At 41.1% G+C, this 26,653-nt stretch carries 18 protein-coding genes and 1 rRNA gene; 6 read left to right on the top strand and 13 right to left on the bottom strand.

Annotated elements, in window-relative coordinates:
- The 12 genes from I6E11_RS05620 to I6E11_RS05565 form a co-directional block, all read right to left on the bottom strand.
- Window positions 1-410 (bottom strand): 16S ribosomal RNA (locus I6E11_RS05620); the annotation flags it as partial.
- A 469-nt stretch (window positions 411-879) separates the two neighbouring features.
- On the bottom strand, window positions 880-1,812 hold the full coding sequence (locus I6E11_RS05615) for a DUF5106 domain-containing protein (RefSeq protein ID WP_262911675.1): 933 nt from the start codon (window positions 1,810-1,812) through the stop codon (window positions 880-882).
- A 51-nt stretch (window positions 1,813-1,863) separates the two neighbouring features.
- Window positions 1,864-4,581, bottom strand: a complete 2,718-nt coding sequence (locus I6E11_RS05610) for a hypothetical protein (RefSeq protein ID WP_235336898.1) — start codon at window positions 4,579-4,581, stop codon at window positions 1,864-1,866.
- Window positions 4,582-4,593: 12 nt separating this feature from the next.
- Entirely contained in the window at window positions 4,594-8,151 is a 3,558-nt protein-coding gene (locus I6E11_RS05605) for a fimbrillin family protein (RefSeq protein WP_235336896.1), read from the bottom strand.
- 4 nt (window positions 8,152-8,155) lie between these two features.
- Window positions 8,156-9,184, bottom strand: coding sequence for a fimbrillin family protein (locus I6E11_RS05600; RefSeq protein WP_235336895.1), 1,029 nt, complete (start codon window positions 9,182-9,184; stop codon window positions 8,156-8,158).
- A complete protein-coding gene (locus tag I6E11_RS05595) occupies window positions 9,184-10,191 on the bottom strand; it encodes a fimbrillin family protein (protein ID WP_235336894.1) in 1,008 nt (335 codons plus the stop codon). The genes I6E11_RS05600 and I6E11_RS05595 overlap by 1 nt, the downstream gene beginning before the upstream one ends.
- An 84-nt stretch (window positions 10,192-10,275) precedes the next feature.
- Entirely contained in the window at window positions 10,276-11,388 is a 1,113-nt protein-coding gene (locus tag I6E11_RS05590) for a fimbrillin family protein (RefSeq protein WP_235336893.1), read from the bottom strand.
- A gap of 35 nt (window positions 11,389-11,423) precedes the next feature.
- Window positions 11,424-12,536 carry a DUF5119 domain-containing protein gene (locus tag I6E11_RS05585; RefSeq protein ID WP_235336892.1) on the bottom strand — a complete coding sequence of 371 codons (1,113 nt, stop codon included), beginning with the start codon at window positions 12,534-12,536 and terminating at the stop codon, window positions 11,424-11,426.
- Window positions 12,537-12,542: 6 nt separating this feature from the next.
- On the bottom strand, window positions 12,543-13,775 hold the full coding sequence (locus I6E11_RS05580; RefSeq protein WP_235336890.1) for a DUF3575 domain-containing protein: 1,233 nt from the start codon (window positions 13,773-13,775) through the stop codon (window positions 12,543-12,545).
- A 256-nt stretch (window positions 13,776-14,031) separates the two neighbouring features.
- A complete protein-coding gene (locus tag I6E11_RS05575; protein ID WP_262911674.1) occupies window positions 14,032-17,073 on the bottom strand; it encodes a chondroitinase family polysaccharide lyase in 3,042 nt (1,013 codons plus the stop codon).
- Window positions 17,074-17,245: 172 nt separating this feature from the next.
- Complete coding sequence (locus I6E11_RS05570; RefSeq protein ID WP_235336887.1) at window positions 17,246-17,884, bottom strand: nitroreductase; 639 nt, start codon at window positions 17,882-17,884, stop codon at window positions 17,246-17,248.
- A gap of 31 nt (window positions 17,885-17,915) precedes the next feature.
- Entirely contained in the window at window positions 17,916-18,638 is a 723-nt protein-coding gene (locus I6E11_RS05565) for a DNA alkylation repair protein (RefSeq protein ID WP_235336886.1), read from the bottom strand.
- A 197-nt stretch (window positions 18,639-18,835) separates the two neighbouring features.
- On the opposite strand from I6E11_RS05565, the gene zupT reads away from it, so the two are divergent.
- From zupT to I6E11_RS05550, 3 genes are all read left to right on the top strand, one after another.
- On the top strand, window positions 18,836-19,624 hold the full coding sequence (gene zupT, locus I6E11_RS05560) for a zinc transporter ZupT (protein ID WP_235336885.1): 789 nt from the start codon (window positions 18,836-18,838) through the stop codon (window positions 19,622-19,624).
- Between the two features lie 107 nt (window positions 19,625-19,731).
- Complete coding sequence (locus tag I6E11_RS05555; RefSeq protein WP_235336884.1) at window positions 19,732-20,415, top strand: MIP family channel protein; 684 nt, start codon at window positions 19,732-19,734, stop codon at window positions 20,413-20,415.
- A 207-nt stretch (window positions 20,416-20,622) separates the two neighbouring features.
- The gene (locus I6E11_RS05550) at window positions 20,623-21,474 is read left to right on the top strand and encodes a helix-turn-helix domain-containing protein (protein WP_235336883.1); all 852 of its coding nucleotides are present in this window, start codon (window positions 20,623-20,625) and stop codon (window positions 21,472-21,474) included.
- Window positions 21,475-21,516: 42 nt separating this feature from the next.
- Here I6E11_RS05550 and I6E11_RS05545 read toward each other — a convergent pair whose 3' ends face one another.
- Window positions 21,517-22,101, bottom strand: coding sequence for an HdeD family acid-resistance protein (locus tag I6E11_RS05545; RefSeq protein ID WP_235336882.1), 585 nt, complete (start codon window positions 22,099-22,101; stop codon window positions 21,517-21,519).
- Between the two features lie 200 nt (window positions 22,102-22,301).
- Between I6E11_RS05545 and I6E11_RS05540 the strand changes: the two genes are divergently transcribed.
- From I6E11_RS05540 to I6E11_RS05530, 3 genes are all read left to right on the top strand, one after another.
- A complete protein-coding gene (locus I6E11_RS05540; protein WP_235336881.1) occupies window positions 22,302-23,594 on the top strand; it encodes a hypothetical protein in 1,293 nt (430 codons plus the stop codon).
- Window positions 23,595-23,636: 42 nt separating this feature from the next.
- Window positions 23,637-24,827 carry an imelysin family protein gene (locus I6E11_RS05535; protein WP_235336880.1) on the top strand — a complete coding sequence of 397 codons (1,191 nt, stop codon included), beginning with the start codon at window positions 23,637-23,639 and terminating at the stop codon, window positions 24,825-24,827.
- A gap of 115 nt (window positions 24,828-24,942) precedes the next feature.
- Window positions 24,943-26,619 carry a di-heme oxidoredictase family protein gene (locus I6E11_RS05530; protein WP_235336877.1) on the top strand — a complete coding sequence of 559 codons (1,677 nt, stop codon included), beginning with the start codon at window positions 24,943-24,945 and terminating at the stop codon, window positions 26,617-26,619.
- Window positions 26,620-26,653: the final 34 nt, after the last annotated feature.

Raw genomic sequence — 26,653 nt, 5'->3', positions numbered from 1 at the left:
ACGCTACTTGGCTGGTTCAGGCTCTCGCCCATTGACCAATATTCCTCACTGCTGCCTCCCGTAGGAGTTTGGACCGTGTCTCAGTTCCAATGTGGGGGACCTTCCTCTCAGAACCCCTATCCATCGTTGGCTAGGTGGGCCGTTACCCCGCCTACTACCTAATGGAACGCATCCCCATCGTTTACCGATGAATCTTTAATGGTATTATCATGCAATCTTACCATACTATCAGGTATTAATCTTTCTTTCGAAAGGCTATCCCTGAGTAAACGGAAGGTTGGATACGCGTTACTCACCCGTGCGCCGGTCGCCATCGAACTTAGCAAGCTAAGTTCATGCTGCCCCTCGACTTGCATGTGTTAAGCCTGTAGCTAGCGTTCATCCTGAGCCAGGATCAAACTCTTCATTGTAAAATATTTTTATACATCCCTAAAGGATGTGTTATGTCTCTGTTCAGGATACCGTTTTTTTTAATTTTTTAATTTCAATTGACGGTTTATCTTTTTTCCATCACATCATATATATAATGTGACGCTTGTACTACATTCTGTTTGTTTATCTAAAATCTTTCAAAGAACTTACTTCCGTTTTTAAACGGGATGTGAATGCAAAGTTAGACAATTAATTCATATCATGCAAATTTTTCGAAGTTTTTTTTTCGAAAAGATTTTCTCAGACTACCCTTCTCGCTCCCTTGCACAAGAGCAAGGTAAGATACCAGGAAATCTAAAATACTGCCTGATTTTAATCATCATGTCATCTTTCATCACTTTCTCTCTCGAAAGCGGATGCAAAGGTACGCACTTTTTTCATTCCTGCAAATATTTTCGTATCTTTTTTTCACTAAAAATTCAAGCAGCAAAGCTATCTCACTAGCAATCAGAAAGTTGGATTAAATATTTTTTTTCGTATAACATTATATGGCATATCCTTCAGAACAACATTTTTATCTTTATCCAGCAAATACAATGTAGGCATCGCCTTCAAATCATACAATGCATTATCCTTTATAGCCATTCTGTCATCACCTATAATCCAATTTTCCGGCATACCTTTAAGATATTTTTTCCAGACCTCACTATCTCCATCTGTATATATAGCCACTACAGTCACCCATTTTTTATCCACAGCATCATGTAGTTCCTTATCGGCAAACATTCCCATCATTATATCATGACACGAATGACATTCAGGATCATAAAACACGAGAATAGTATATTGTCCTCTCGTCTTAGTTGAATAGAAAGATTTTTTTGTCCCATCCGGAAGGAAATAATAAAAGTCCTCTGCCCTATTCCCTACACAGTTTCTACTTATAAGTTTAAGTTTAAAGTCATAAGCAGAAACCATAGGATCATCCACCGGTAGTGTTGCAATCATTTCTTTCAGGTATATACCATACAACACCTCATTATAATACGGGGAATTTGGATTATACAGAAACTCTTCTACATAATATTTCAGCGAATCAGTCAGACCTTTATATTCCGTAATACCTTTACACAGAACCTGAAAACCATGCCTTATATCTTCACCACGACTATCCGTCATAGATGAAGACATTCTTATAAAATCAGAGATGCCCCTTGATATAACATTCTTATTACCTAGCAGCAAGGTATCTCCAAATCTGAAGCCATCCCAAAAATGAGCCATGATATAAGCCTTGGCATCCTCTTCCGAATTAACCATAAGTGGCACTTCAGGCATGGGGAAACTCGCCTCATATCCCGTTTTTCCCACATTTTCTGTTGCGTCTGCCTTTTTCTCTGCCATTTCAGTTTTTTTCGAGTGTCTGCCACAAGAAAGCATGAAAACGGCAAGGAGCGATATAACAAAATAAAGCCTCATAATCACTGGTTTCTAAGGATTAGATGTTGTTCCACTTGCAGAAGGTTCTTCACCAGAAGCATTATATCTCACACATCTCACTGGCGAAGCAGAAGCACGGTTGGCATAGTCATTAGTAATTCTTCTCGTATATGGAGGATTAACATCCTGAACAGTATAACTGCCGCCATCAGCCAATTTACTCTTACTTATCAAAAAACTTCTTCCTCTATGATTCATATAAGTAGTTGAGTTTTTGCAAACTCTCGCATCTTGATAATCACCAAGATTACCTACTTCATACCATGCATTTGTTTTATCTGTTCTACTTCTGTCATGCCCACGCCATCCTGAAAAAGGAAAATAATTCGATTTACCTTGTACTGTTATTACTATTCCTTTATCATCTACATTATAATTATAACCATAGTTATAGTTGAAAGCATAATAAAACAAGGCAAACAGTTCATCATCTGCCACTCTATATCCATAAGGACACGGGTCGTAAATAGTTTTCTTCTCTACTCTCTTGGTTGAAGGATTATACCCCCAGAGTTGGTCTATTGACGAATATAACCAGTCATTGGCATATGTCTGACTTATTTGTGATGGAGCGATGATTTCAAGTGGATGTATTGCTCCCATCTCTACCGTAGGGTACAAATCTAAGAATATGTAAACTCTTCGTCTTGTACCTTCATCCATATAATAATACTCTTTGGTAGTCATGTCACTCTGTCCGTAATTATACGATGGAGGAAGAGGTGACGGATCTTTCCTTCCCCACTGATAATAAAATCCATATGTATCCAATATATCACCTTCACCAGTCCATGACGCTTTTGTAGCACCAAGATTCATATTCATAACACTTATACTACTCAATGTTTTATATTCAGTAGAACTTGGATAATTACCATATTGAGGACTATCTTCCGGATCTCTAAAACTAATATTACTATATGTTATATCCTTGATTCCGTTATTCACCCAAACATGCCATGACCATATAATGTCACCATTTTCATCTAGTGCGGCAATAACAGCATTTCCCTGAAGTCCATTAGTCCTACATTCTTTATTTAGTGAAAAACGTATATAACCATGAACTAGTTCCACAAAAGTGACTAGATAAGGCTCATCCTGCCACAATATTCGTGCAGAATGAGGAGTGAAATATTTTTCTTTCGGATAAAGGTCCGCTCCAGTCCCAGTAACAAATCCTTTCTCTCCACGTCCAGGAACTATTGCCTGGAAATAAAATCCATCATACCACTCTGTTGCCGTACCATTTCCATCTTCCGATTTTACCATCATATCCTGATTAATGATAAAACAATTGGAATATTCAAAATCTTTTATCGTTTCATTATAAGGTGTAAGGTTGCGGAATGATTCAAAATCCTCATTACCTACAACAATATCCAGACTTCCATCTGCCTTCATATCAACCACTATATTATAAATATAGCCTGCTTTGAGAATTTCCTCACTACTATTTCCTGAATCTAGAAAGAAATGAGGAATTGTGCCCTTGAAGACCCCCGCGTCAGTATGAATTTCAAAATCCACATCTTTTTCAGGTTCCAGCAGGATATATCCCATATAGGTTCTACCCAAAGAAACAGTATTCTCCAACTCCAACGGATACTCAGGTGTTTGTGCAAACTCAGGATGCTCAGGGTCACCTTCAGCCATAGGAGTCCTGATGATAGGCATATTCATCCTATCTCTCCACTCTATTACTTCGCCAAAAGTAGGATTAACACCTTCAATCTGTAAAGTAGGCGTAGCTCCTGGAACGATTGAAGTAGTACCGGTGCCTCTGCTTTGTTCCACCGGAAGAGATATAACTGCTGTTTGTGGCTGATTCATAAAAACCACATTATTAATGTTCTTCCATGAAACAAGACTCAAGTCACTGGCTTCAACCTCTACGAATAATCTTACTGCAGTTAGATAATGCTTGAAAGTAAAGTAATTACAATACTGATAACCATTGCTGTCATCCACCAGATTTTTAAATATATGTCCGTACGGTTGTACATCATAATCATATGTGTTATTCTTGAAACCCTTAGATGACAAATCATATCTTCCTTCCCTCATATCTGTCATCATAAGGTCTGTTTCACCATTCAGTTTCTTATTAAACACAACACAGTCGTATATCTGTCCTTCCTTCTCAATTGTTTCATACGAATCTGTATTCTTGAATATAACCTCACCGGCAATGCCATTATCATCAACCGGTACTTCAAAAGTTTTTGGATACCATCCCACCATTCTGCTGATATATCCCACAATTTCAGGCTGTGCTGTAGGATCTGTTTCACTTTTCAATTCTTGCATCTGATATGTCAATCTTGGCGTAAATGTTACAGAACGGAAGCCAATATTCTGTGTCTGGTCCGGGGATGAAAATATATACCCTTCCACTATTTGTGTTTGCTGGTCACTCCAACTAGTAAAATCTGTAGGAATGTAGCCATCAGGAGAAGTTAATACCTGAGTCTTTTCATCCAGCTTTATGAAATTACATTCCATTTCTGCCACAGTGGACTGTCCTATAATTCCTCTAGTAGGCATACCTGTAGTATTACTGCCCGGATTAATCTGTACCACAGAGCAGCTTGCATCTATTTCCTTATTTCCAGCCGTATTAGTTTGTTCGTTTTCAGGAATGAATAAATCCTCATTTCTACACGCGAACAACGACATTATAAATAATATACCGACTATGTATCTCATAATTATAATCATTTATTCCATCTGACATCTTACTACTCTTCCGTCAGCCATGTTGTTTTCAGTATGTTTTTGTTGAATTTCATAATAATAATAGTTACTCCACCTGTCAACGTAATGAAGTCTTTGCCATCTTATCTCTCTTGTATTAAGAGTACTACCTGAAGAATATGGTGTAGCAGTCGACAACCTATAATTACCATCATTAAGGAAATATCCTTTTTTGTCTATCGCCCTGGTATTTGGGAACCAAACTCCCCCAGCAGAAATAGTACCTTTTGCCTTCATATTATCTATAAAATAGATACCATAATTATTATCATAATTATCATAATAATCATAATAATAATTATTATAAATCATAATTTTGTGTATATTTTCATCATTAGACCCACAAATATTAGCATGTTCAAAAAGGTCATGCTGCATTACTCTATATCCTGGTGGGCAAGGGTCAAACATAGTCTTAGCAAAAGATTCACCTATAGCACCTGCCCTTCCTACATATCCCCATAAATCATTAGCTTCACCATTATAATCTTCATAAGTTGTTTGCCAAAAGGAATTATCATCAGACTTGTAAAACAAAAGAGGTTCCTGAACAGACTGACGTATATAATTTTTGTTGGTAATATTGTTCTCATTCATCGTATACCAGATACCCTTTTCCTTCATAAACCAATAATGAGTATTTGTATTATTATTATTCATTCCCGATGGTGGAAAAAATGGGTCCTTTCTACCCCATTGATAATATAGACCAATATTAGCATAAAAATTATTCTGATTAATACCTGTTTCATCAGTTGGTGCATATGTAGCACCCAGATTTCTATCCATAACTGTATATTCACCAAGTCGGACATCATAAACTTCAGGTAGTATCCATATATGCCATGACCAAAGAATCTTGCCGTTTGCATCGTATGCTGCCAGACCAACATTTCCATTAGTAGTTTCATCCACTTTCACATAGAATGAAGCAAACCCATCATCAAGTATTCCATTATCAAGGACAACCAATGGACATTCAGCTTCAATTTCTGCACTGGAAGGATTTTTATCAGCAAAGCTACGGTAACTACTTCCTGAAGTTAAGTCACCTTGCCACCATAACACGTCTATTTTGTCTACTCCAGATATTCCTGCACCCATTCCATCATCAAAAGCGTGATACAAAGAAGACCCATCACTCTGTACAACATGCAGTCCTGTCACACCATTTCCTCGTGTTGTCGCACGGAACTTATAAAATCCGCTTTTGGTTACCATATATGAGTTTGCAGTCTGCACTTCACTCAAGTCTGTCACCGTAGGAGACGAACTTTCGTACACACATCTCACCGGATATGCAGCCGAACGTTTTACGTGATATCTATCCGGATCTGCCACCAATACCGAAGAATAATCCTGACCTAATTTATCATTATATCTGAAATGATAAGCAAGTCCTTCATACTTTGGGTCTGTTTCCCCATATAATGCAGCGTCATATGGAGTAGCACTGTACATATACACAAAATCGTTCAACTCAGTAGCTGATTTCTCATCACTGACCTGTAATTCGCCTTCTGCCAGACATACTGTGTTAGGATAATAAATTTTTATTCTATCATAAATACTAAACTCATACCCCGCAAATTTACCGCTACTGTTTGTAACTTTTGTTTTTTTCATTTCTTTATTATAGTTTTCCCAGATAGCATTTCCTGGTACTCTATATCCCGGTGGACATGGGTCGTAAATTGTTTTCTTGACATCATCCCTTACAGAAGTATATCCCCAAAAGTTGTCACTATATTCAGTATCAGTAGTCCAGTTTGAATAAGTTGTACTATAAAAATATGTAGTAGGATGCTTATGTGCAAAATCCACAGATACAGCCATACGTGTCACATCCTTAGGCCAAAAATTACTCCATTCAGGACGTTCATCCACTGTAGGCCTGAAAATAGGATCTTTCCTACCCCACTGATAATACAGACCAGCCCATAATGAGCTCTTCTCTCTGAAAGTATTGTAATCTGTAGTTACGGCACCAAGATTTCTGTCCAAAGCCACATATCCGTTAGAGTAACCTTGATTTTGTGGTTTATCCGTTATCCATATATGCCAGCTCCACACTATCTCGCCATTTTTGAATGCTCCAATCTTCACATTTCCTTTATATATAAGTCTTGAATTATCCGGTTCGTTCTCTATTCCCGGAACGCTGAAAACCACCTTCCCATCTGTCAGTTTGTTAGAAAGCAGTTTCAAGATTGGAGTTGTTATTCTGTCTTCATAGTCTTCTATAGGTTGCATTGTTCCACCTACCAACTCCATCATGGCATCACTTCTCAATATTGCCACAGAGTCTATATCCAGACGTGTATCCCTGTCTGGCAAAACGATAGTGGTTCCGTCTCTCTTTGTAAGTGTATTCACTCCATTACCTTTAACCGTAGCGTCAAAGCAATATCCACGATTGGCAGACGAAACTATATAGCAGTTGGCAGTTCCGTATCTGGACAAGTCCGTAAGCAATCCATAGTCCTGTGACACTTCATAATCCTTATTTTCATCATAAACCCAGTCAGTTCCGGAAACTTCTGCATTAATGATTCCTTTTGTAGAAAATTTCAGATAAATATTATATGCATGTCCCGGAGTAAAGTCACGTACTATTGCCACAGTTACCGACTCATTTTGTCCTTCTGTTTCCGATTCAATATACAGCACACCATCCTGAATCTTATCACCAAAACCTGCAGGAACTCCTTGCAAAAGAGTACCCACATGTATAGCATTCTGCATACCTACAGGCAATTCCATTGCCGGTACTCCATCCATAAGTCCATAATGTTTATATTCTGTCTGTCCGTCCTCACCCACAGGGGTATGATAAGTAAATGCAGGCTCCCACGTATCAGTAAAGCTTTCCGGGAGAGTTATCTTAAGCTGTTTATGAAGATTTGACAAAGTAACCTGGCTAAGCTTTCCCCACTCTTTTACGCAATCCCCATCAACTGCATATGCATATATATTATACATGCATAGTGCATGTTTGAAAGTCAACGCCGGTATCCCTTCCTGAAAATTACCTTTAGAGAAATCACTAATCATCACATCTGTTGTTCCATCCAAATTGTATGTCATGGTATTATCAGATGCTATTACCTTTCCATCACTTTTAACCCAACCGTTTCCTTCTGCATCCGCAGCCGGATACCATCCTGCAAAACCCACATAATCCTGTTTGTTCTTATAAAACTGAGAAGAAGAAAATTCAATTTTCCTCAACCATGTACCGTCCGAAGCAGGACTCCCCATTTTGGCTCCCAGCTCCGTTGCTGCAGATACAGTATTATCTACATTACTTTGATCCCATCTTATCATGGTTATTGGTAAATCTGTATTTGTATTATAATCCACAAAATTTGCTTCTGTCCTGGATAATACAGCCGAAGTGACTTTTGCACCAATATTTATACGCATGCCATTTAAAGAGAATTCATCTTCAGGCACACATCCAACCAAGCCATACACACATACAGCCAACAATACCATGTATAAATATAACGAATTTCTCATAAGCTTAATTTTTTGGCAACAATGTTGATTCTATATAATCCATCGATTTCCAAGGTTCTACCACACCTTCCAGTTTAATACTGGTATCAATACCTATATAATATCTTATTTTGTGTCCTCTATCCCACGAACCTATAGAATAATCAGAAAGTTTAAACTCGCTCTGATATGTAACCCAATTACCATTCTCATTTACTTCATAATCTATAGTTAATGTAGGACCATCTATCAAAGACTGAGGAATAACGAGCAATTTCATCTGCAGGAAATTTTCGTCAAACCTGTTATCAGCATAATTTAATAAAGACGATACTGTGTTTCTTGTATAGTCGGTAACAGAATTGTCATCAGGCTCTACAGTCCATGTATTCTTCATTCCATACAATCCTTCCGAATCACCTGGTACAGCATGTTTCGTCAATCCCAGTTTTGCATATGTCTTTACGTCATTAAATGATATGGATTTAACTGTCACTTCTCCCATACTTTCACTTTTTGCCATATATAACTCCACACATGCTGTTACTCTTTCCATGTCCAGTTTCACAAGTCCCTTGTTCGAACCGTTTGCACTTACACGATACGACATTAGATAATCAGACCATACACCCGGATCATCAGAATAAGATTTAGGTTGTTGCATATATACCGTATAACCTTTATTGGAGACATATACTCCCTGCGACCCTGCAGAACTTGCTTTAGGTGATGCTATATAGGCATAAAATGTATACTGTTTTCCTTCCTGCCACTCCGTCTCTGAGCGCCACACTCCGTTGGCAACATATTCAACTTCCGTATTACTAAAAACACCACCGACTTCATCTGTAACATACAATGGCAGCTTCTTACCATTATTTAATAAATACTTTGTATCTTCTATCAACGCCCTTGACGATGCAGTGACTGCCTGCTGCGACTTGACATAAAATGCAATCTTCTCTCCATTATCCGGAGAGACTTCCTGCTTGCTGCACGACGCTACCAGAAGTGTTGCAGAAAACAACCATATGTAATACAAATACTTTCTCATTATTCTTCAATTATTACATCGTCCACTACCCAAGGAACTACCTTTACCTCGAATGAGATACGGTTGTCCTGGATATAGAAATTATATATATACCTGTTTCCGGCGCGCCAGTTGTTTGTTGCGGCATCATCAGACAAATTAATTGTTTTATACACATAATCCAAAACAGCGCTACTATAATACGAAATAAAAACGCTGATATTGTTTTTAAATTGTTCCTCAGTGTGAGGCCATAACAATACATAGCCCTCAGGACCTACATTACTAATTCCTGAAAAGACATTGTGCGGAACATTATACTCAAGTACCTTTGAATCATATGATGAAAAATTACTTTTTTCAGTATCTGTTTTTGTTAAATTAATAACCGGCACACCTTTTGTAATTGATACGCTACCTTTCTGATATATACCATTAAGGGTAAAAGTTGGATTTTGAATTGTTACTGTTGGCATGAGGTTCACCACATTGAACTGTACGGCACAGAGAAGATGATTAAGACTGAACTCCACAGGACGATGTGGCTCAGCCTCGTTCATACTGCGTGAATGATAGGCATAGAGGAAATCAAACTGGTTATCCAAGGTTATTTCCCATGGTGATATATTTAGCGTTTCTAAATTTTCATCGTATGTCACTTTGGGATAATTTGTTGTATTTAGTGTTGTGTTTCCGCTTTCGCTCAGATATGCCATGAATGAGTGTGTACCTGTTTCTGTCCAGTATTTCAGTGGAGAGTATGTCCAATTTCCATCTGTGTATCTCACCGGTGTGTCATCCATATACAGGATTTTATCGTTTGAAGATGTGGTATAAAGGTCGTACACCGTAAGTACATTGTCGTTTTGGTTTACTCCTTCGGTATTGAGTAGTGCTCGTGTTTTTTCTGTACTGTCTTCGGCGTAAAATGACATAGGTATGCCTTTCTGCTCCTGCACTTCGTGTTTGGAGCATGAGGTTGCCATTATAGCTGACAATATTGATATGTATATTGATAATTGCTTCATACCTGGGTCGTTATGTAATATGGGTATTACCCTTACCGGCTGGGGAAGAGCCGGTAAGGGAGTATAATAGGAGTATAAAAAGTATTAGTCTCCTGTACTTGGTGTAACATTGATATCATCTTCTACAGGTGAACTATTACCCCAACCTGCAACACTAGTTACATCGAACGTGATAAACGCATCCTGACCTAAAACATCTGTACCGATATATACTGTGTAAGTATATTGGGTATTAGCATCCCAATCTGTATCTATATCAACAGAAGCTGTTGCACCTGTTTTTGCTACTACATTATAAGCTCCACTAGCATCTTTAGTCTTGATATCGAATGTAAGGGTAAGTTTCCTGTTTGGTGCCTGTTCTTCAGTTTGCGGAACTACGAACCATGAGAATTTATTTTCAAGTGGTGTTAAAACTTGAGTAGGAGTACCTGTAGGACCTGCAGGTTCATAGGTGGTTATGTTATCAGAACTTAAAGTTGTAACAAATGAGCCAGAAGTATTAGGACTGTCCGCTGCACTCCAAGTATTATTTGTATATTTCTTATTAGTAAGAACATTAGATAAAGTAATATTCTTTATAATTATTTGCACAGGTGAAGTCCACGCAGTAGTTTCACCTCCTGTATTTGCTATTTTAGGCTGAAAGTTAAAGATAATATTAGACACTATATGGTTGAATGTGAACCCAACCTTTCCACCACTAATAGTTGATTGAACACTACTTTTAACTGTTGCTGTCAAATAATCAACCTGATTAGTATATTTACCCTCTGAGTATGTTGCATCCAATGTTATTTCTCCAAGAGTATAACCATTAGTATAGTCATAGCTAAAAGCAGCATTGTATGGAGCTACAGCGGCAAAGGTATAATCTTTGTCAGCAACCCAAGGGACAAGTGGAGAATACTCCCAAGCTCCATTAGCATCATCTAAATTTCCAGTATTACTCCATTTAACTTCTTTATTATTAAAAACATTTACATAACTACTGCCACCCTCGTCGTATCTTCCCCACACACCAAAACTTGTATGCCCAAAAGTTTTAGCATTCACTGTCGCTCTCGAACTCTTATTCGCAAACGCATCAAAGCCGATGTTGCGAACTTCCGCTTTTTCCACTACTTCGTCCACCGAACATCCTGTCAGTGAAACTGCTGCAGCCATTGCTGCCAGCCAAAAAACATTCTTTTTCATAACTATTTAAAATTAAACATTCTTATAAATTTATATCACATTGGTATATCTATACTTTCATGGTCGCCCCAGTCATTTACATCTACATCGAAGCCACTGTCATTGTCGCCTTCCCCTTCTTCCGGCGTCACTTCAATGTCTTTCACTATCAGCACTCCACCTCTCGGCTGTTTCAGAATCTGATCCGTAACGTCTGTTTCTATTGTCTTAACTTTTCCGCTTCTCAGCGCAAGTTCCAAAGTAAGTATATTTCGCGTCTCTTCATCTACACGGGGCCTGTCCTGACGCGAGATACCTGTTCGCGAATCTATCTCGTCCGGCGAGTAGAAATGTCCGTTGGGATATTCATCGGTAGACACAGGGTCGAAATTACAAAGTCCGAACGAACGTATCACTGCCTCTACCCCGTAGTCGCTCACCTCGGCTTCTTCATAAAGCACCGTCACCATATCGTCCAGCGTCCGGCGGGTACTGAGGTTCACCGTTCCTGCCATGCCCGAAAGAGCTCCACGCGCTTCCACCACAAATTCCTTTCCCGAACTGAATTCATACCTTACTATATATGTCAGTACCACGGGATACATAGGGACATCCACCACAATACGTATCACATCGCCGGTAGTGGCATCGTATTCTTTTTCGTCTATCACGAAATCGTCGTCATAACTTGAAAAGAGGAAGTCCGGCTGGTTCACCGTCACCTCATCCGGCCTGTTCTCGGAATAAGGGCTTCTGGTTCTCGACCTTGTGGTGGCGGTAAGCGCCGACGACAGTTCCGCATCCTCAAATATGATATATTCCGTATCGTTATTGTAAAGCAATACACTGTAGGCACCCGGCTGCAGTTCCAATGGTCCTCCTCCCGGCGGAAGGTTGTACGTCTGCTTGTACTTATCGTCGTGTTTCTGGGCTACAAGTCGCACACCCTCAGGCTCCGGCGGAACAATCTTGCTCCAGTCAATCTTCCATTCCGGGTTCCACTGTGTCTCCCAGTCTATATAATACTGAAGATTCCACTTAAGATACCAGTTCACTTCTAGCATGACATTGGCGTTATGATTATGGTCCATACACAATTCCTTATGCTTGCACGAGCTGGAAACCATAGCCATAAGAAAGACAAACAATATGAATACTTTTCCTTTCATAAGCCACTATCTTTTATTACCACCAATTATCCACACCAGACTGACCTCTGCCTTTGTAGGTCCTATCCAGTTTCTGCGCGTAGTCTGCTGCCATACGTAATGCCCGCCTATAGGGAGATACTCCTTGAAATCGGCCCTGAAATATCCCAGTCCGATAGAGAAATCCATGTTCAGACGTTTGGTCAACGGCAGTGAATATCCGTACGACACACCGCCTCCGAAGCTCCACTTGTCCACCATCTGTCCTCTGCCACCGGCCTCGAAATCGAACGTACCTGCCTGTGCATAAAGTCCGAGGTGATGTCCTGTGAAATTGTCGCCATATCCGTTCTTGCCGAACCACCATCTTCCTTCCAATTCGCCTCCATACACACGCCAGTACCAACTGCGTTTGTCGCTCTCCCACCATGCATACATCCAGTTGGCAGATACAGACCACCGGCGGTTGAAGAAAAATTCCACACCTATGTTAGGCACAAGAGCCACGTCATACAGTGTATTTGTCTTTATGCCGAAAGGAGGCAAGCTGAACTTGCGCTCCGGTGTTTCCGGCTGCGGAACATATATATGCTGCGGCCTGTCCATATCCACTGCAAGACCGCCCTCGCTGAGGGAAGGAAAAGCCATATACCTGCACGTATAATTAAGATGAACATATGCCGACCTTAATTTATGGATGTGGTTACGCATGACATATCTGTAGAGGGTCCTGTTATTTCTGAGCCACTTTTCCTTGGCAGCTACCGTCATGCTGCCATTATCTATAATCTCTATAAGCTCATTGCGCATAGGCATCTGCACGTCTGTAAGGGCAATATCCCTGAAAGCTTCCCAGTTTTCGCCCACGGGAAACTTGAACAGTATATTCTTATCAAAGTCAGGATTTTGGGTTGAAATAAAACGGTCTATGCTCTGTCCGCGTCTTTCGGACAACCTGAAGTTATACAAGCTGTCTCCATCGGGCGAAGCGGAAGATATAACCACCAACGAGTCCAGGGAAACATCTTTCAGAGACAGGATTTTCTTAATGTCACTGTCCAATCTGTGCAGCTCAGCTTTATTGTCATAGAATGTTGTGTCGATATTGGATTTCTCTATTTTGTACAGAATGACATATTCTTTTGAGAAACGACGTTCCTCCACTTGCTGTGCAAACAGCAAGGCTGTGATAAAAGAAATATTCATCAATACGATGAGACGTCGAATTTTATATCTATATTTGTAACTTGAAACGTTCATATAAAACACTATTACAAAACAAGGTACAAAAACATGAAAATCAATTTATATCCCTCTAGTAAACTCTAGCATGCAAAGATAATAGATTAATTTTACCCCCCCCCCCGTTTTTAAAGATATTAAAAATATAGAAACTATTATTACTTTATATTAACCATATGTTTTTAATATTAGTAAAATCAATAAAAAAAAATGCCTTACACGACAATATATCGCATAAGACATTTTTTCTATGATTTTCTGCTATCAGTATTATTTATTTCTCCAGTTCCACATCATAGCTTGCCGCATCCTTACAGATAAACTTCAGCACCGTCTGTTTCTTGTCGGAAGAAAGCACTTTGCAGAAAGGAGTTTCCTTTACATTCCACCTGCCTTTTAAAGTAACCGTTACCGGTATCTCCAGACTCTCGTCAAACTTCCACGGACGGGAATATATACTGCGCTCCTTTCTCTTTCCATTTTCATCGAAAGCCTCGTCGCTGGCGCCACGATACAAAGCCAGGTCGGGCTGTGCCACTGTCAGCAACACTTTATCCTTATTATCCTTAACCATTACAAGGCACGACGTATCTGTTTTAAGAACAAGTCCTTTTGGCAGTTCAGACTTAGGAGTTTCGAACAATACGTACGACGTGAATTTGCCATCGGCAGTCCTTACTATATGTGCGTTTCTGTCACGCTGGAGCACCTTGTAATCCGGTTTCTTTGCAAACTTACCCAAAGCCTCAATGTCTGTGCGTGGAAGTACGGCATATTCATATCCTTTAGCCTTTGGAGCCTTTCCGTGTGCTACAACCAACGACACCCAGTCGCCTGTGGTAGGATTGGTTTTACGTTCACCCACCGTTGTCTGTGGGAAATTCTTTTCGAACTTTGCTTCCGCAGCTGTTTCCTTCGAAAGATAATACCCCACTCCGTTAGGGTCGATAAACACCTTGCCGTCCGGAGTATAGTCCTGCCAGTATTCTTTCATTTCAGGAGTTACGGCAGCAAGCTGGAACACGGTTGTTTCTGTTTCATACTCCTTCACATCGTTCTCTATATCCGACCCGAGACACACTATTGTGCCATCGAAGAAATGATATGATTTCCTTGCCCTGTGCGAGCCGTTGTACTTGTCATGTTCGTGCAGTTTCATACCGAAGTTACCATTAGTTCCGGCCTGCGACAGTCCGCCTGCAAAAGCCTCATCTGAATAAAGCATTTCTTCCATTCCTGAATAAGTATCGACGTTCAATACTACAGCACGAAGCTTATCGAACGGAAGATGCACTGATGTAGCTCCGGGGAAACGGTTCCAGTCGAAACCATTCTCCTGCCAGCCTGAAGTGGCGAAAGTAACGAGTTGTCCCGGCTTGCCTGTAAGTATCTGCATACTGCCATGCGCCAGATAGCGTCCGTAGAAATTGGCATCAAGATAATGCTCGGCTGCCCAAAGGTATCTGGAATGACCTCTGACCACAGCTGCCCAGTTGTCGCGGCGCTGTACACTGACGCATCCATATCCAAGAGCAAGATTTCCCTGTGGTTCGGGTTCCGGTTTGTAACCGCTGTCTTCGAACAGCTTCTTAAGTTTCAGTTCAAGCGCATTCGAAGTACGTGGCAGATAATCAGGCGCATCCTTATCTACCGACCCGCTGAGCGACATCAGTCTGAGGTATGCCGAAGCCATATCGGGGTCTATGCTTTTCTGTCCGTCCGGTGTTCCGGCAATAGCCATCATGGCATACTGTACAGGTATCAGCTGTCCCTTTCCGTTAGGGTGTCGGCCTGACATCGACAATGACCACTGGCGTGTGTTGCAATAGAAGCGCATGGTGAGCAGAACCTTCTTCACTGTGCTGTGTGCCTCTTCCGATAGTCTGAGATCCGTACCGCTAAACAGATAAATCATGTTTGTGGCACCGTCAAGGCCTCCCACTGCATATGCAGGATAGTTGTTGCAATGGTGGAAACAAGCCCCATCCGACTTGAACGAGCCCATCAGTCCCGGTGCCGGACGACATCCGTAGTCTATCCATCTGGAGAACGAGCGCAGATACTGAAGTTTCTCCGGAGTGTCTTCCATTATCAATATGCTGGCTATGCGTCCCTGAGTCTGTGTGTTGAAAGTATCTATATCGATACCGTTTCCGGTTGGTTTAGGATAAACCTCGTTTGCAATGGAATACCAACGGAGTGTGTTCTCTGCTTCCTGCAGTTTTCCTCTCTTTCTGAGTACGTCCTTCATAAGGAAATATGCCGGATAAAGTCCTCGCATACTGTAGCCGTAATGATGAATGTTTCCCCAACAGCTTCCGTAGGCCACACCCTGGTCTGTGATATGGTCGTACATGGCATTGAAGATATATTCCAGTTCTTTCTTGTCGTCTTCCTTCACGGCATTGTTGTATGCCACAGCCACACGCTTCATCAGATTGAAATAATTGTTCATCTCCATGCCCAGTTTGGTGAACATATCCTTATTCCAGCCTTCAATCATACGTTCGTATGCCTCGGCCTGGCGTACCATGAAAATAGGCATACCACTCACCTTGCCGTTCTTATATACTATATTATATTTGGCAAATGCCTTTTTTATGGCATTAACTTCTTTCGGAGTGAGTTCGGACGGAGTGTAAAGCATGTCACGGAATCTTTTCTCCATCAGTTGCATATCCTGCCTGTTTTTTTCTGTCAGGTCAGTAAGTTCTATATCAGGTTTCCACAATGAATGCGGATAGATGAGCAACCAATGACTTTTTGTGCCTTTATTTACGAACGGCACCTGTACATCGGCTGTCTGCTGTCGAGGGTCAACCTTGCTTGCCGTTATCACATGATCGAAATATAAAGTACCTTCCACATCCGGAGCCTGCACCCTGATTTCGTTCATCCCCTCTTCGGGAGTACCTTCCATATCTCTTTCATAACACACCCATGCGGCACGCCATCCTGTGAAGTTGATGCCGAACGGGAAAGATGTACACTCCTTGCCATCCTTCAGGAACTCGAAACGGATTTTCTTGTCCTGTGCCTTCTCGTTATACACCCAGACTATGAAAGCCGACAGATACAGGTCTTTTCCCGAAGGATCAAGCTTTTCGAACTTCAAGTCTTTTTTTACAGACAGCACCGCACCGGGTTCGAAAGACCACTGCATACAGTTCAGTCCATCCTTGTAGTGTTCGTCATTGATACCTAGAGTTCCTTTGTCGGTAGTAATGTATGATGGTACAGAACCATCCTCGAACGAAAGCAACCTTTCATGTTTGACTACCTGGGCAGATGCACCCATTGCCATGAACGAAGCCATAGCCAAACCTAACTTTGCCTTTAATTTAAGATTAATGATTTCTTTCATGAATATATACGATTAGAATAAATATTTTTATTTTATAAGGCAAAGATACAAAATATATTGAATAAAAAACACACAGACGTATAATTGTCCGTGTGTCAGTATATTTTTTATTGTTCCACAAATATCAATCTATAAATTTGATTTTTTCAGCTTTGCGTGGTTTGGCAGCCGGCGATTCATCCGGATATCCGAAAGAAATGGCATAAAGCAGATTATAATTCTCCGGCAAGTCAAGACGTTTGAGCAATGCTTCCGCTTCCGGTTGTTTCATTGTTCTGGCTATTCCTCCCAGACAGCATGAACCAAGCCCTAACGATTCGGCAGTGAGTATCATATTGGCACCCAGCAGGCCACAATCCACCTGCGAAAAATCGTACGTTGGGTCGTTGGCAATGAAAACCATCACCGGTGCACCGTATGATGCATGGCGAATCTTGGATTCGTCGGCGCCTTTAGCAATGGCAAGGCTTCTGTTCAGTGAGTCCAGATCAGAGATATAGTCCTCTGTCACGACACGAATCTCCCACGACTGTTTGTTCTGACCGTTAGGCGCATTTATGCCGCAATTCAGAATTTGCTGCAACTTCTCCATTTCCACCGGCTGCTGCTTGTACTTGCGTATACTCCTGCGCGTCATGATAGTTTCTATAACCTGGTTTTCCGAATTAGAAGCACTTTGCGCTCCAGCATCCTTCTGCGACGGAGCACATGCCGACAAAGACACAAGTCCGGCAATTAAAAATAATCTTGAAATTGTTTTCATGTTGGTAATTACTATAATGTTTAAAAATATTTCATTTACGCCTCATGCTGCGCAACTTTACTTTCATCGCTTCGTCTACACGATATGACTCTATGGCTTTCTGAATAGCCTTATTATAAGTAAAATCATCCAGTTTCGCACGCATCAGATATTCCATCGTCTTTTCCGGATAAGCTACAAAGCAAAAAGATATGGCCCATGCCACTGCCATCTTCACATAATAGGCATCATGAGTGATATTGTCGTAAAATCCGAACAGTTCGTCAATATGACTTTCATCTATAAAATACTTCATTGTCATTACCACTCCGAAACGTATCTCGTATTCCTTATCGGAAAGTATAAATGGTTTAAGATACTCCCATATCCTGTCGGAATGGACAGAGAAATATTTCCCGGTTCCTGCAAACTTGAACGAATCGCATACGGACCAACTGTTTATTATCTTTACAAAGCGGGTGACATATGACAGATATGATTCGATATCGTCATCCGGTTTCACATATCCCAATACCAGGCCCTGCAGCATCCTTTCTTCCATATAGAACGATGGAGCTGTGGCCAGATATGCCTTCCAGTCGGATTTGGCAATTTGCACAGCCAGTTTTCTCATATCAGGCAGACGCAAGCCCAGCACATTATCTACCCCAGGATTAAGTTTCTCCGCAAATGCCTTGTTCGAATTTACAGAGAGTGCAAGAAGATGTTCCCTCACCGGTTTGCCTTGTAAAAGGAATATATTATCAGTAACCATATCGCTTCAACTTATCAAATATTTTGCCGATGAGCAAATATATAAATAATATCCGAAATTTGCATCGTTGATACGCCTCAAAAAAAACGACAGGACGTTTTGGGTAAAACGCTTTGTCGTTTTATATAAAATGACAGCACATTTTTTTTTAATGCCTAAGGTTATTATCTTTGCCCTAAATTAAACACCGGATAAATATGATAACAAACAACGACATGCTGTTAGCCTTCGCGCTGACACTGATAGCCGGACTATCTACCGGCATAGGAAGCCTCATAGCATTGCTGTCGAAAAAGACAGACACCCGTTTCCTGTCTGCATCACTGGGATTGTCGGCAGGAGTAATGATTTACGTATCCTTCATGGAACTTATGCCCGAGTCTGTTCATCTGCTAAGCGGAATATACGGCGAAAAAGAAGCTTCAGCCTATATGCTGCTGGCTTTTTTCATAGGTATAGGACTGATAGCACTTATAGACTTCCTGGTTCCCGAAGATGAAAATCCACACGAAATTCACACATTCCAGGGTAATGACAAGAAACTTAAACGTACAGGAGTCATGATGGCACTAGCCATTGGGATACATAACTTTCCTGAAGGACTTGCCACGTTTACATCGGCACTCACGGACCTGGAAATAGCAATACCTATAGTATTTGCCATAGCCATACATAACATACCTGAAGGTGTAGCGGTGTCGGTACCTATCTACCACTCCACCGGCAGCCGCAGAAAAGCATTCTGGTACTCATTTATGTCGGGAATGGCCGAACCTATAGGTGCACTGATAGGAATACTTTTCCTTATACCATTCTGGACTCCGTCAATCAACGCACTACTGCTGGCACTTGTTTCCGGAATAATGGTGTATATATCATTCGACGAACTTCTGCCCAGCACAGAGAAGTACGGTCACCACCACTGGGGAATCAGCGGTGTAATATTGGGAATGGCAATAATGGCTGTGAGTCTGCTTATAATATAAAATCAAAATTTCACAATGCAATACTGTTAAAATAGTCTGTTAGTTTCGTTTTCTCAATAAAAAGAAGTACATTTATAAACGAATAAAACCTATAAATCCTTTTAATCATGAGAAAGTACATTGCAGAACTATTAGGCACAATGATCCTGGTATTGCTGGGATGCGGTAGTGCAGTATTTGCAGGCGGTGCAGCAGAAACCGTCGGTGCAGGAACAGGAACTATTGGTGTAGCATTGGCTTTCGGACTTTCCGTTATAGCCATGGCATATTGTATCGGTAACATATCCGGATGTCACATAAATCCTGCCATAACCTTCGGAGCGTGGATTAGTGGCAGGATAGATACAAAGGATGCATTCATGTATATTGTGTTCCAGATAGTTGGAGCCATAATAGGAGCAATGATACTGTCGATACTGGTAAGTACAGGCGGGCATGCAGGTCCGACAATGACAGGGGCAAACACTTTCGACAACGGAGAAACAGCACAGGCGTTCATAGCCGAAGCTGTGTTTACCTTCATTTTTGTACTTGTGGTATTGGGCTCTACTGATGAAAAGAAAGGTGCAGGCAATATGGCAGGACTCGCTATCGGACTGACTTTGGCACTGATACACATAGTCTGTATTCCAATTACAGGAACTTCCGTCAACCCGGCAAGAAGTATCGGACCTGCAATAATGGAAGGAGGACAGGCTCTGAGTCAGTTGTGGCTGTTCATTGTAGCACCATTAGTGGGAGCAGCATTCAGTTCACTGGTCTGGAAGTTCATCGGCGGAGGTAAGCGATAACCTGGCTGTTTATCAGACATATCCCTTGTATTGAAACTGTTCAGATAATTTCAATACAAGGGATTCTATTTTTTTAACAACTGAGATATATAATCTTTATGTGTTTACAAAAATAATAAATAGTCAAAAATGAAGAAAAACAAGTCTTTTTTTTGGATTTAATGTATAATGAAGTAATTTTGCTAGGCGTAGAAACAAACATAAAATATGACACATATAGAAAAACTGAATTATATACCTCAAAACATAGATTTGATGGCCGGAATAGACGTTACAGGTAATGTAAAACATTTATTCAAGACTCCATCAAAAGTTCCGGGATATATGTTTCTGTTATGTTTCCAGGGAACATGTACGATAACAGTACACCTCACGCAATACACAATGAAGAAGGGTACGTTACTGATACTGCTTCCGGATCTTTACTTCCAGGTATTGGAACAAAGTGATGACTGTAAATTCATTTTTGTGGGATTTGCTACAGAACTGGTAAGAAGTTCATCTTTATTCTCCAAATCGATAGAATATACTCCGTTTATATTTGAAAAACCGGTAATGCAGCTTGACAAGAAGGGAAGCGAACTTATATACAACTACATAAGAATAATAATCAAGGCTAAAAGTATATCGAACAATATAGTGACACAGGAACAGGCCGCACTTACTTTCACACAGTTGATACTGGGACTTGGTAACCTCATTAAGAACGGCAAGAGCGTAAACCAGCAATACAACAGAAACCAGGAAATAGTGAAAGAACTGGTTAGGACTGTTGTAATGAACTATCACACTGAAAGAAACGTCAGTTTTTATGCTGAGAAGATGCATCTGTCGCCACAGCATCTCAGCACTACCATAAAGAAAATAACCGGCAAGACTCTTACTGATATCATATCATCATTCATTATAAATGATGCAAAGGCGAAACTGAAATCTACAGAGATGACTATTCAGGAGATAGCCTACTCACTGAACTTCACGGACATATCGTTCTTTGGAAAATATTTCAAAAGATACACAGGCTTGTCGCCTAAACAGTACAGAAACACTGAACTATAAAAAAACGAAATGCAATGTCCCAACAACATTGCATTTCGTTTTTTATTTATCCTTGATTTCTTCAATAGGAGTTATATCAACTATATTCCCTTCTTCTTTCATTACTTTCTTCCTGAAACGGATAAGCCTGATCAAATCTGTTAGAGAATAGACTATGGCTGAAACTCCAAGAATAGTAAAAGGAAGAGTTGCAGCCTGGAACGGATTAGCCAGGACGATTATACCTGCCAATAACACCAATACCGGAATGACATACATCAGGAAAGGCACCCTGGTGAAGTTTCGTACCGAAATGAAGTTGAACAGTTGCGACAGACCAGCCAATACCAAAAGCACTCCGAGTACATACATCAGTGTTTTGATAAAGAAATCCGGCATTATCATAAGCCAGAAACCCAACAAGGCACTACCCACAGCTGCCACAGGAAAAACAGGCCTGATACCAGCCTCTTCCCTACGCTTTGCTGTTGCCAGATAGCCAAAAACTCCGATAAGACCGGGCAACAGGAAAAGAACTCCTATTGTTATCACAAGATACCTTACCGCTTCCCCGGGCCATACCACCAACAGTATACCTATTATCAGAGCACATATACTGCTCAATGCATAGTAATTAAAATTCCTCATAACCAAAAATTTGTTTTTATTATCAATACGAATTTAAGTATTTATCGCATAAATAACAAAATTATTGGCATTTTGATTACTTACAATACCTACTTATAGGTATTTTTAAGTATAATTTTACCAATTTATAGGTATTGATGTAACATAGAAAAGCCTATACCTTTGCCATGACTTAAAAACTATAAAACAGACATAAAATCATGGCAACTGGAAAAATCTTATTTACGGCCGTTTTCTCGGCCATTACACTCAATGCCGCATTTGCCGACAACAGTGCTGAAAACAAGAAAGAGGAAAAGAAAGAAAGCAGACTTACCTTCGGAGGATATGGCGAGGCAGCCTACAGCAGAAACTTCTTCAGTGACAACTATCTCAGATACACCGATGCGAAAAACTATACCGGAGAAAGTCACGGCAGATTTGACCTTCCACACGTTGTTTTCTATGTGGGATATGACTTTGGCAAAGGATGGTCGTTGGGTAGTGAAATCGAGTTCGAGCACGGAGGAACTGAAAGCGCCGTAGAAATAGAAGAGGAAGAAGCCGGCGAATACGAGAGCGAAATAGAACGCGGAGGCGAGGTGGCACTCGAACAGTTCTGGATTCAGAAATCTTTCTGCAAGGAGTTCAATATCAAGATGGGACATATCATAGTACCTGTGGGAGGGACAAACCAGCATCATATGCCAACTGAGTTTTTCGGCGTTTACCGTCCGGAAGGCGAAAACACTATTATGCCTTGTACTTGGCACGAAACAGGAATCAGCCTTTGGGGACAGGCAGGAAAATGGAGATACGAAGCCATGTTACTGCCGGGGCTTGATTCCGACCGTTTCAACCGCATGAACTGGATTCAGGGTGGAGCCGGAAGCCCATACGAATTTAAGATTGCAAATGCCATGGCAGGTGCTTTCAGAGTGGACAATTACTCTATAAAAGGACTGCGGCTTTCTGTAAGCGGATATATAGGAAACTCATTCAGCAACACTCTGAGCAGAAGCAAGAAGGAGAAGTTCAAGAACGTGAAAGGTACAGTGGCTATAGGTGCATTCGACTTCGGATATAACGGTCATAACTGGATAGTAAGAGGAAACTTCGACTACGGCCACCTGTCCGACGCACAGCTGATAAGCGAATATAACATGGGAATGAGCAGCAACTCCCCTTCCCCCAAACAGGCTGTAGCTTCGGATGCAATAGCAGCAGGAATAGAAGCCGGATACGACCTCTTTTCACAGTTTGAAAAGACAAGGGCAAAGAACCAGAAATTCTACATCTTCGGAAGATACGATTACTATGACTCGATGCACAAAACAAGCGGACTGAAATACGAATACTGCGGCAGAAACCGTGTAGCAGCAGGTATCAACTATTTCCCTATGAAACAGATTGTCATCAAGGGGGAATATTCCATAGGACTTCTGAAAAGCATGTACAACAACGAGCCTGCCGTATCGCTTGGCATAGCCTACGCAGGATTTTTCACAAGATAACCACAAAAAAACAAACATGTATAACTTTAATTCAAAATCAAAATGAAAAGTATTTTAAAGACTTCTGCCTTTATAGCAATGAGTGCTATCATGGCAACATCGGTTACATCGTGCGATGACAACAATGGCGAAAACACAGGCGACTTGTCTGCAAAGGAACAGACTCTGAAGGATGCCGTTACTCCTTACGTGAACAACACCGTGATACCTACCTACAAGAGTATGGCGGATGCGGCTATCAAACTGATGAATGCATGCAATGAAGCGAAAGAAAAATTCGAAAGCGACAAGGAAGGAGCTCAGCAAAAAATCACAGAAGCAGGCAACTACTGGAAGGAATCAAGAAAATACTGGGAGTTGAGCGAAGCATTCCTTTTCGGTGCTGCAGCAGATTATAATATCGACCCACATATCGACTCATGGCCTCTTGATAAGGATGCTCTTGAACAGTTACTTAACAACCAGGGTATGATGAACGCCATCGGTGAAGGCGGAGGTGCTTATGTAAGTGCAAACCTGGGATATGGACTACTTGGTTTCCATGCCATTGAGTATATGCTCTTCCAACTCAACGCGTCAGGCGACAAGTCGTCGGCAAGAGACGTAAACTCATTGAACAAAAACCAGATGATTTACATGGCAGCTGTAGCTGAAGACCTTTGTTTCCAGTGTGTACGCCTTGAAGCATCATGGGCAGGCATGGACAATGTATCTAAAGAAAAGCAAGATATACTTACAGAAAATGAACTTGAACCAACCTTCAACTATGGCGAAAGTATGCTAAATGCCGGACAGGGAGGTAGTAAATACGTCAATTATACAGATGCCGCACAGGAAATACTGCAGGGATGTATAGATATAGCGGACGAAGTGGCAGAACAGAAGATGGGACGTCCTGCTAACGGAAGTAGCAAAGAGGACAAAAACTATATAGAATCGCCATACAGCCTCAACTCTATTGTTGATTTTGCCGACAATATCAGAAGTATCCAGAATGCATATCAGGGAAGCAAAGACGGTGACAAGTCTGTAAGTGATTTCATTGCATCAGTCAATGCAGAAAAGGACAAAGAGCTTAAGGATGCCATTACTGCAGCCATAACTGCTATAGGAAAGATTCCTGAACCATTTGCAAAATATGCTACAGGACAAGCTACCAAGGATGCCATAAACGCAGTAACAAAAGTATCCGATTTACTAAGCGAAGCATCAAAAATCCTGACAGAAAATTAATAATAAATATTTACAGTTACAGTGTGAGGTGTATAACCTTAGTGTTATACACCATATACTGTTTGTAAAACATAAAAGTGTATTAAACATCCTTTAAATATAAAATAACTAACTTATGAAGAAACTTTATTTATTAGGTACAGCATTACTTGCAGGACTTACTGCATGTAATGACAATACAAACGACTTGCCTGACAAAGGCAATCAGCAGAACGGCGACTTGCCGGAATGGTACTACACCGGCGGTCAGCTTGGTACATCTTTCCTCGCTACCTCTAACGCTCTCGAACAGCCAACTCCGGCTGTGGAACAGGCAGGAATGGACAGCCAGTTCAAAAACGGTGAGGCTCTGTTTGAGAAACCTTTCATGAGCAATCAGGAAGGAGTGAGAAGCGGACTTGGTCCTGTGTATATCCGTACTTCGTGCATCCACTGCCATCCGGGCTACGGTCACGGTAAAAGGCTTCCCGCAGGAAAATTCGATACAAACGATATTGGAAACGGATGTCTGCTCGTGGTATATAACCCACAGACTGATGCTTATGTCAGCTGGCTTGCAGGTATGCCGCAGACACATGCCGTAGAACCGTTTAAGGCTCCACTGGACGAAAGCAAGATAACAGTGGAATGGAAGAACCATACAGACCAGTGGAACAACACATTCCCTGACGGCGAAAAGTATGAACTGCAATATCCTGAAGTTACAATTCCTAAAGAAGCAATATACGTATATAATCAGGGATATACCCTACCGGAAGATTATGCCGTAAGGATAGAGTCTACAATCGGCATATATGGAACAGGACTTCTTGACGCTATCTCAGACGAAGACTTGAAAGCCGAATATGCAAAACAGGAAACAGACGGAGTGTTGCCTAACGGAATAAATCCTGCATTTTTCAAGAACGGAGAATGGGTGAAACAATATAGCAATTCAAAAGAGACAGATGTTCTGCCAGGAACAGTGAAGGAAGAACATCCGTTCAAGTTCACATACGCCCTTAGCCGCGGACCTCTGCAGGATGCAGCTGGAACAAACGCCCTGTGGAATATCACAAACGTGACAAGAACGAACAGAAGATATCACTATCTGGATGCGGCAGGAACATATGCAGAATATTCTGCCAAAGACCCGGAAGTACAGGCCGGATATAAGGAATATATAGAAAAGGTAGATCCGAATAACAACCATCCGACATGGCATCCGGCAAGCAATAATGCAGCAGACATCGAAAAAGCAATTAATGAATATCTCACCTCGAAAGAACTTGACGTAGAAATGAGCGACGAGGATTACGTTGATTTCATGGTATGGCACAGAGGCCTTGCTGTTCCGGCAGCAAGGAATGTAGACGACCCGGATGTACTGAAAGGCAAGGAACTCTTCGAACAGATTGGTTGCACATACTGCCACAAACCGTCATGGACTACAGGCGACGACAATTTCTACGACCCGAACGGCGTTTTCAGCAAGGGCGACAGCCGTCTGCCAAAGTATCCTAACCAGAAGATATGGCCTTATTCGGACATGATTCAGCACAAGCTATACATGGTGAACGATATCCGTACTGGATGGTGCCGAACCACTCCGCTTTGGGGAAGAGGACTTCACCAGAGATGTACAGGCTCGCCTACAGCCGACAGGCTTCATGACAACCGTGCACGAAACGTAATAGAAGCCATCATGTGGCATGGAAACGAGAAGAGTGACGCTTACTATACTGTCAAGAAATTCAGAGAGTTATCGAAAGAAGACAGGGATGCGATAGTAAAGTTTATCGACTCTATCTAACCAATAAACAAATTCAGAATTTTAATTTACAAGA

Source organism: Bacteroides caecigallinarum, assembly GCF_021531075.1.
Classification (GTDB): domain Bacteria; phylum Bacteroidota; class Bacteroidia; order Bacteroidales; family Bacteroidaceae; genus Phocaeicola; species Phocaeicola caecigallinarum_B.
The sequence above is the reverse complement of the archived record's forward strand: the minus strand, read 5'-3'. Positions and strand labels throughout refer to the sequence as shown.

Bases quoted from the DNA above. Each gene is read 5' to 3' on its own strand.
- I6E11_RS05610 (WP_235336898.1), bottom strand. From the start codon at position 4,581: ATGAGATACATAGTCGGTATATTATTTATAATGTCGTTGTTCGCGTGT.
- I6E11_RS05530 (WP_235336877.1), top strand. From the start codon at position 24,943: ATGAAGAAACTTTATTTATTAGGTACAGCATTACTTGCAGGACTTACT.
- I6E11_RS05535 (WP_235336880.1), top strand. From the start codon at position 23,637: ATGAAAAGTATTTTAAAGACTTCTGCCTTTATAGCAATGAGTGCTATC.
- I6E11_RS05580 (WP_235336890.1), bottom strand. From the start codon at position 13,775: ATGAACGTTTCAAGTTACAAATATAGATATAAAATTCGACGTCTCATC.
- I6E11_RS05545 (WP_235336882.1), bottom strand. From the start codon at position 22,101: ATGAGGAATTTTAATTACTATGCATTGAGCAGTATATGTGCTCTGATA.
- I6E11_RS05615 (WP_262911675.1), bottom strand. From the start codon at position 1,812: ATGCTTTCTTGTGGCAGACACTCGAAAAAAACTGAAATGGCAGAGAAA.
- I6E11_RS05570 (WP_235336887.1), bottom strand. From the start codon at position 17,884: ATGAAAACAATTTCAAGATTATTTTTAATTGCCGGACTTGTGTCTTTG.
- I6E11_RS05555 (WP_235336884.1), top strand. From the start codon at position 19,732: ATGAGAAAGTACATTGCAGAACTATTAGGCACAATGATCCTGGTATTG.
- zupT (WP_235336885.1), top strand. From the start codon at position 18,836: ATGATAACAAACAACGACATGCTGTTAGCCTTCGCGCTGACACTGATA.
- I6E11_RS05540 (WP_235336881.1), top strand. From the start codon at position 22,302: ATGGCAACTGGAAAAATCTTATTTACGGCCGTTTTCTCGGCCATTACA.
- I6E11_RS05585 (WP_235336892.1), bottom strand. From the start codon at position 12,536: ATGAAAGGAAAAGTATTCATATTGTTTGTCTTTCTTATGGCTATGGTT.
- I6E11_RS05575 (WP_262911674.1), bottom strand. From the start codon at position 17,073: ATGGCTTCGTTCATGGCAATGGGTGCATCTGCCCAGGTAGTCAAACAT.
- I6E11_RS05590 (WP_235336893.1), bottom strand. From the start codon at position 11,388: ATGAAAAAGAATGTTTTTTGGCTGGCAGCAATGGCTGCAGCAGTTTCA.
- I6E11_RS05595 (WP_235336894.1), bottom strand. From the start codon at position 10,191: ATGAAGCAATTATCAATATACATATCAATATTGTCAGCTATAATGGCA.
- I6E11_RS05605 (WP_235336896.1), bottom strand. From the start codon at position 8,151: ATGAGAAATTCGTTATATTTATACATGGTATTGTTGGCTGTATGTGTG.
- I6E11_RS05550 (WP_235336883.1), top strand. From the start codon at position 20,623: ATGACACATATAGAAAAACTGAATTATATACCTCAAAACATAGATTTG.
- I6E11_RS05565 (WP_235336886.1), bottom strand. From the start codon at position 18,638: ATGGTTACTGATAATATATTCCTTTTACAAGGCAAACCGGTGAGGGAA.
- I6E11_RS05600 (WP_235336895.1), bottom strand. From the start codon at position 9,184: ATGAGAAAGTATTTGTATTACATATGGTTGTTTTCTGCAACACTTCTG.